At 70.0% G+C, this 7,033-nt stretch carries 7 protein-coding genes; 5 read left to right on the plus strand and 2 right to left on the minus strand.

The window, feature by feature from the left end; all coding sequences use genetic code 11:
- Positions 1-484 (plus strand): TIGR00645 family protein (locus SAOR_RS11995; RefSeq protein WP_221179975.1); only part of this gene is annotated, 484 nt, incomplete at its 5' end.
- Positions 485-555: 71 nt separating this feature from the next.
- On the opposite strand, the gene SAOR_RS16830 is transcribed toward SAOR_RS11995, so the two are convergent.
- Positions 556-750 (minus strand): DUF2795 domain-containing protein, encoded by a 195-nt coding sequence (locus SAOR_RS16830; protein WP_184947758.1) that lies wholly within the window; start codon positions 748-750, stop codon positions 556-558.
- Positions 751-1,012: 262 nt separating this feature from the next.
- Between SAOR_RS16830 and SAOR_RS12005 the strand changes: the two genes are divergently transcribed.
- The 4 genes from SAOR_RS12005 to SAOR_RS12020 all read left to right on the plus strand — a co-directional run bounded on the left by SAOR_RS12005 (position 1,013) and on the right by SAOR_RS12020 (position 6,510).
- Entirely contained in the window at positions 1,013-1,765 is a 753-nt protein-coding gene (locus SAOR_RS12005) for an SURF1 family protein (protein WP_123631639.1), read from the plus strand.
- A 245-nt stretch (positions 1,766-2,010) separates the two neighbouring features.
- The gene (folD, locus tag SAOR_RS12010; RefSeq protein ID WP_123631640.1) at positions 2,011-2,922 is read left to right on the plus strand and encodes a bifunctional methylenetetrahydrofolate dehydrogenase/methenyltetrahydrofolate cyclohydrolase FolD; all 912 of its coding nucleotides are present in this window, start codon (positions 2,011-2,013) and stop codon (positions 2,920-2,922) included.
- Between the two features lie 104 nt (positions 2,923-3,026).
- Positions 3,027-4,736, plus strand: coding sequence for a formate--tetrahydrofolate ligase (locus SAOR_RS12015; protein WP_123631641.1), 1,710 nt, complete (start codon positions 3,027-3,029; stop codon positions 4,734-4,736).
- 706 nt (positions 4,737-5,442) lie between these two features.
- The gene (locus SAOR_RS12020) at positions 5,443-6,510 is read left to right on the plus strand and encodes a 3-deoxy-7-phosphoheptulonate synthase (protein ID WP_123631642.1); all 1,068 of its coding nucleotides are present in this window, start codon (positions 5,443-5,445) and stop codon (positions 6,508-6,510) included.
- Positions 6,511-6,567: 57 nt separating this feature from the next.
- Here the strand turns inward: SAOR_RS12020 and SAOR_RS12025 are convergent, their stop codons facing one another.
- Entirely contained in the window at positions 6,568-6,894 is a 327-nt protein-coding gene (locus SAOR_RS12025; protein WP_185015665.1) for a glycine zipper domain-containing protein, read from the minus strand.
- Between the last annotated feature and the right edge of the window lie 139 nt (positions 6,895-7,033).

Raw genomic sequence — 7,033 nt, forward strand, 5'->3', positions numbered from 1 at the left:
ACGGCTGATCTACGCCGCGCGCTGGATTCTGGCGCCGATCTATCTGGGATTGAGTCTGGCGCTGCTGGCGCTGCTGGCGCTGGGCCTGAAGTTCTTTCAGGAAGTGCTGCACGTGATGCCGCAGATATTCTCCATCAAGGAGACCGATCTGGTGCTGCTGGTGCTCACGCTCATCGACTTGGCGCTGGTCGGCGGGCTGATCGTCATGGTGATGCTGTCCAGCTACGAGAGTTTCGTCTCGCGGCTCAACCTCGCCTCGGATACGGACAAGCTGGGCTGGCTTGGACGCATGGACTACACCAGCCTCAAGAACAAGGTGGCCTCGTCCATCGTCGCGATATCGTCGATCCATCTGCTCAAGGTGTTCATGAACACCCCGAACGTCGCCGAGTCGCACCTGCTCTGGTACGTGGTCATCCACATGACGTTCGTGATCTCGGCGTTCGCGATGGGCATCCTGGACAAGCTCACGCGTCACGACTGACGGCCGTCGCAATGCCGGTCGGTTACGGCCGGCCGTCGGCGATTTCCGGCGGCCGGCCGCGTCGGTCGACGTCAGTCGCGGCCCTGGGTGAGCGCCTGGGCGACGGCGTTGGCATCCTCGAAGTGCCGGCCCTCGAAGCTGCGCAGACGGGTGAGCACGTCTTCCGGCGCGCCGTTGCCGGCGGCCACGCCGGCCAGTTCACCGCCCGTGGCCGGAAATTTCGCGCCGTCGAGATAGCCGGCGATATCGGTGGGGTCGTGTGCCATGGGTCGTGTCCGATGGTTGAATGAAGCCCGATCGCAGCAGCAGCCGTGACGCCGGTCAACGCGGATTTGTACGGAGGCCGCGGCCGTGCGGTGCGGGGGCGACATCGCCGCTGGCGGCGAACGGATTGCCCGGCGTGGCCGGACGCCGCTGCAACGATCCGCGCCGGCAGGCGTATCCTCGGCCGGTACGTTCGCCCTCACCGTCGGCGCGATCGTCGCCGTGCCGCCGCTTTCCGACGCCCATGCCGTTGACCGACCGCTCATGAAAATCGGCCGCTATCGTTTCGCGCCGCCCTGGTGGGGCCTGCTGCTGTTCGCGATTGCCGCGACGCTGTTCTCGGCGCTGGGCGCCTGGCAGATTCAGCGGGCGCACTACAAGGAAAGTCTGGTGGCCGCGCAGCAGGCTGCGCGCGAGGCCGGGCTGACGCGCATGCGGCCCGAGCGTGCCGCCGCCGAGGGTGATGCCCGCGTGTCCGACCTCCAGTACGGTCGGCGCTACATCGCCGAGGGCCGCTACGACGGCGCCCACCAGATTCTGCTGCGCGATCAGATGCACGGGCAGACGGTCGGCTATCGGGTGTGGACGCCGCTGATACTCGACGGCGGCATCCGCGTGATGGTCGATCGTGGCTGGGTGCCCGATCGGGAGCGGGACACGCGGCCGGACCCGCCGGCGCCCGTGGGCCCTGTCCGGATCCAGGGGTTCTGGCGCAGCTTTCCGCAGCCGCCGCTGCAGTGGGGCGTGCAGCAGGCCTGCGAGGCCCGTGGCTGGCCGCGCGATCTGAGCTATCCGGGCGCGGCCACGGTGCGCTGTCAGTACGAGGCGCCGGTCGTCGACGGGCTGCTGCTGCTGGACCCGGCCGATCCGCATGGCTTCGTTCGCGACTGGGACGAGGATCTGGTGGGGCTGTCGCCGTTCGGCCACTACGCCTATGCGTCGCAGTGGTTTCTGGCCGCCGTGGGCGCCGGCGTGATTCTCGTCGTGGTCAACCTGCGGCGCGACGGCGACGCGTGATAACACGTGCCGCCCGGCCGCGGATGGCTCCGGGCCGGACGAAGCCGCTAGCCGGCCCGCGCGAGACGTCCGCGCATGGCCGCCGCAGCCGCGGAACGCGCCGGCAGCCGCACCGGGGCGGCTGCCGGGGGCGTTGCGCCGACGCGCCTCGGTTCGGAACCGCGCGCCTAAACCGGTAGACTCCTGTCGTTTGCGCGAGCCGCGCCGGTCGGTGCGCTCGCGGGCCATTTGAACGCAGAGGGCAGATGACTACCAACACCACCACCGCCACGCGCATCGACGGCAAGGCGATCGCGGCCGACATCCGCGCCCGCGTCGGCCGTCAGGTGCACACACTCGTGTCCGATCACGGCGTGACCCCGGGACTCGCCGTGGTGCTCGTCGGCGAGGATTCGGCCAGCCAGGTCTATGTGCGCAACAAGCGCAAGCAGACCCTGGAAGCCGGCATGCAGTCGTTTGAGCACAACCTGGACATCGACACGCCCCAGGCCGAACTGCTCGAGCTCATCGACAGGCTCAACCGCGATCCGGCGGTCAACGGCATCCTCGTGCAGCTGCCGCTGCCCGAGCAGATCTCGGACGCCGCGGTGATCGCCGCGATCGATCCGGACAAGGACGTCGACGGCTTCCACGAAGTCAACACCGGACGACTGTGGAGCGGCGGCAACCCGCCGGTGCCCTGCACGCCGCTGGGCTGCAGCCTGCTGCTCAAGCACACGCTGGACGGCGACCTGGCCGGGCGGCACGCGGTGATCGTCGGGCGCTCGAACATCGTCGGCAAGCCGCTGGCCAACCTGCTGCTGCGGGAGAACTGCACGGTGACCATCGCGCATTCGAAGACCCGTGACCTGCCCGCGGTCTGCCGCCAGGCCGATATTCTCGTGGCTGCGGTCGGCCGGCCGAAGTTCGTGCGCGGCGACTGGATCAAGCCGGGCGCGGCGGTCATCGACGTGGGCATCAACCGGGTCGACGACGGCAGCGAAGGCAAGCGCAAGCTCGTCGGCGATGTGGCCTTCGACGAGGCCGCGGCGGTCGCCGGTGCGATCACGCCGGTGCCGGGCGGCGTCGGCCCGATGACCATCGCCTGCCTGCTGCACAACACCGTGCACGCCACCTGCGCCCAGAAGGGGCTGACCGTGCCCTCGGGCGAGGGCTAGCCCGACAGCGCGCACCCAAGTACACAACACCCGCGCGCGTTGAAAGCGATTGAGGATGTACGCCCGCCGGTACCGCCGGCGGGCCAGACAAGGAGACTCGGAGGATGAACGCGACGACCAACACCGCCACCGCCCCACGGCCCGAACCGGCCAGCGACATCGAGATCGCGCGGGCCGCCGCGATCAAGCCGATCGCCGACATCGGCGAGACGCTGGGCGTGCCGTGGAAGGCCATGGTGCCCTATGGCCACACCAAGGCGAAGATCGATCTGGACTACATCCGCTCGCTGGCGGACCGCCCGGACGGCAAGCTCATCCTGGTCACCGGCCTCACCCCGACGCCGCCCGGCGAGGGCAAGACGACGACCTCGGTGGGGCTGTCGGACGCGCTCTCGGCGGCCGGCCGGAACGTCGCGGCCTGCCTGCGCGAGCCGAGCCTCGGCCCCTGCTTCGGCATGAAGGGCGGCGCGGCCGGCGGCGGGCACGCGCAGGTCATCCCCATGGAGGACATCAACCTCCACTTCACCGGCGACATCCACGCCATCGGCATGGCCCACAACCTGCTGGCGGCGATGATCGACAACCACATGAACTGGGGCAACAAGCTCGGCATCGATCCGCGCCGCGTGAGCTGGCGCCGCGTGATCGACATGAACGAGCGCGCCCTGCGCGAGATCGTGGCCGGCCTGGGCGCCGGCAACGGCATGCCGCGCGAGGACGGCTTCGACATCACCGTGGCCTCGGAGATCATGGCGATCCTGTGTCTGGCCACCGACCTCGAGGACCTGCAGGCGCGCCTGGCGCGGATCGTGGTCGCCGAGACCATGGACCGTCAGCCGGTCACCGCTGCCGATCTGGAAGCCGACGGCGCCATGGCCGTGCTGCTCAAGGACGCGCTCATGCCCAACCTCGTACAGACGCTGGAGAACACGCCGGCGTTCGTGCACGGCGGGCCGTTCGCCAACATCGCCCACGGCTGCAACTCGGTGATGGCGACCAAGACGGCACTCAAGCTCGCCGACTATGTCGTCACCGAGGCCGGCTTCGGCGCCGATCTCGGCGCGGAGAAGTTCTTCGACATCAAGTGCCGCAAGGCCGGCTTGAAGCCGGCCGCGGCCGTCATCGTGGCCACCGCGCGGGCGCTCAAGATGCACGGCGGCGTGGGCCTGGACGACCTCAAGAGCGAGAACGTGACCGCTGTGCGCGACGGCTGCGAGAACCTGCTGCGGCACGTGCGCAACATCAAGGCCTTCGGCGTGCCGCCGGTGGTCGCGGTCAACCGCTTCGACACCGACACCGACGCCGAGCTGGCCGCCATCCGCGAGGTGGTCGCCGAAGAGGGCGTGGAGACGGTGATCTGCACCCATTTCGCCGACGGCGGGGCCGGCGCCGCCCAACTCGCGGACACGGTCACCGCGCTGGCCGATGGCGGCGAGAGCGACTTCAAGCCGCTGTACCCGGACGAGATGCCGCTGTGGGACAAGATCCGCACCGTGGCCCAGCGCATCTATGCCGCCGAGGACATCACGGCCGACAAGCAGATCCGCAATCGGATCAAGGCCCTGGAGAAGGCCGGCTACGGCGACGTGCCGGTGTGCATCGCCAAGACCCAGTACAGCTTCTCCACCGACGCCAGCCGCCGCGGCGCGCCGACCGGCCACACGATTCCGATCCGCGAGGTGCGGCTGTCGGCGGGCGCGGGCTTCATCGTCGTCGTCTGCGGCGAGATCATGACCATGCCCGGCCTGCCGCGCCGGCCCGCCGCGGCCGACATGGGCGTGCACGCCAACGGCGACATCCACGGCTTGTTCTAGGGCCTGTTTACACTTCCTGCGGGCGCCGCGTTGGAGACCGCAAATCGTGTCCGGCAAGGCGCGCGCCGCCGCGTCGTGGCGTGCCACGACCCAGGCTCGCAACGCCGCCGGGCGCGATTTGCGGCCCAACCCTTCGGGCCAAGCGCTGTTGTGCGGCAATCCAGCGTTGTAGCACGCTTGTGCAGAATGACTGCACGGCGCGTACTACGCCTCGTCTTGCCGCACAACAGCGCTTGGCGCGGGCTCGCATGAAGTGTTAACAGGCCCTAGCCGATCCGGGCGACGCCCGGCCGCGGTGCTTGTATCGCGGCCCGGGCCTCGTTAGTCTTGATTCATAAATCGATCGCATGAACGACATGGCGATGACCGCACGACATTCCGCACCGCATCCGCCGCGCGTAAGCCGCACGGCTGACGGCGTGCGTGCGGGCTATTTTTACGGGTATTGGTTTAGCCGCTAGGCGTCTGACCGACCCGGACAGGCGCCCCGACGAGGACGCCTGCCGCGACATCGAAACCCCCGGTTGGCGTCCCCGACCGGGGGTTTTTTCGTTTCCGGCCACGGCCGGACCCGACCGAAGGAGCAATGACATGAACTACGGCGACTACCGCAACTGGCGATTTAGCGCGGGGCCGGCCCCCCGTTACCGCTCGCATCCGATCGTATCCGGCGCGCATCGCGCCGCCCCGTCTGCAAGGAGTCGTCATGACCGCCCATCTCGCCGCTGTCCGTAGCCACACCGCCGCCGAACTCGCCCCCGCCACGGCTCGCCGCCACGTCCACGCCCTGCCGTCGCCGGCCGAGCTGCGGACGGCGATGCCGCTGGATCCCGCCCGTGCCGAACGCATTCGGGCCCAGCGCGGCGCCATCCGCGCGGTGCTTGCCGGTACCGACCCGCGCCCGCTGGCCATCGTCGGCCCCTGTTCCCTGCACGACCCCGAGGCCGCCCTCGACTACGGCCAACGGCTGGCCGCAGTCGCCGATCGCCTGGCCGACGATGTGCTGATCGTCATGCGGGCCTATGTCGAGAAGCCGCGCACCACCGTCGGCTGGAAGGGGCTGCTCCACGACCCGTCGCTGGACGGCGGCAACGATCTCGCACGCGGGCTGCGCGTCTCGCGCGACCTGCTGATGGAGCTCGCCGGGCTCGGCCTGCCTTTGGCCACCGAACTGCTGAGCCCGGTGGCCGCCGACTATCTCGAGGATTGTCTGGCATGGGCGGCGATCGGCGCGCGCACCACCGAGTCCCAGACTCATCGTGAACTGGTCAGCGGACTGGATCTGCCGGTCGGCTTCAAGAACGGCACCGACGGCGACCTCGGCGCGGCGCGCGATGCCATGCAGGCCGCGGCCTGCCCGCACGCCCGCTTCGGCAGCGACGCCGACGGGCGGCCGGCCTGGATCGAGACGGCGGGCAATCCCGACACGCATCTCATCCTGCGGGGTGGCCGTGGCGGGCCCAACTGCGATGCGGCGGGCGTGGCCGCGGCCCGGTCGATGCTCGCCGCCGCCGGGCTCGTGCCCGGGATGGTCGTGGACTGCAGCCACGCCAACAGCGGCAAGGACCCGGCCCGCCAGCCGGCGGTGCTGGATGAGGTCATCGCCCAGCGCCGCGCCGACCCGGCGGCGATCGCCGGGGTCATGCTCGAAAGCCACCTCCGGCCCGGCCGGCAGGGGCTGGACGCGCCGCTGGCCTACGGCGTGTCGGTCACCGACGGCTGTCTCGGCTGGGCCGATACCGAAGCCGCGCTGGAACGGCTGGCCGCCGGCTGACACGCCTGGTTCGGGCGCCGACCCGGCGTGGGCCGGCGCCCGCAGCCGGGTCGGGCATCAGTCGTCGTAACGATAGCCATAGCCGCGATGGCCGCGGTAGCCGCGACGATCGCGATCGTGATCGCGGCCGCGCCAGCCGCGGTCGTCGTAACCGTCGTCGCCGTCGTGGGTGATCATCGTACCGCCCGCGGCGCCGGCGGCACCGCCGATCAGGGCGCCGGTGCGCCCGCCGAGCTCGTTGCCGATGGCACTGCCCAGGGCGCCGCCGATGCCGCCGCCGAGCGCGGCGTCCAGGGTGTCGTCGTCGAAGGCCATCGCCGGGGCGCTGGCCATACCGGCGAACAGCGTGGCCGCGGCGAGCGTGTTGCGGATCGTGTGCGTCATGTCAGCCTCCAGTGCGCGTGGTGAGCGCTTCGTTTTGTGTGTTCAATACGAATTTAACGATAAAGGCTGAACGGCGTGTGAATCCCTCGAAAGAAATGGGCGTCCGGTGCAGGCGCTCGGCACGCCGCGGCCCCCCCCC

Source organism: Salinisphaera orenii subsp. orenii MK-B5 (genome assembly GCF_003788635.1).
Taxonomy (GTDB): Bacteria; Pseudomonadota; Gammaproteobacteria; order Nevskiales; family Salinisphaeraceae; genus Salinisphaera; species Salinisphaera orenii.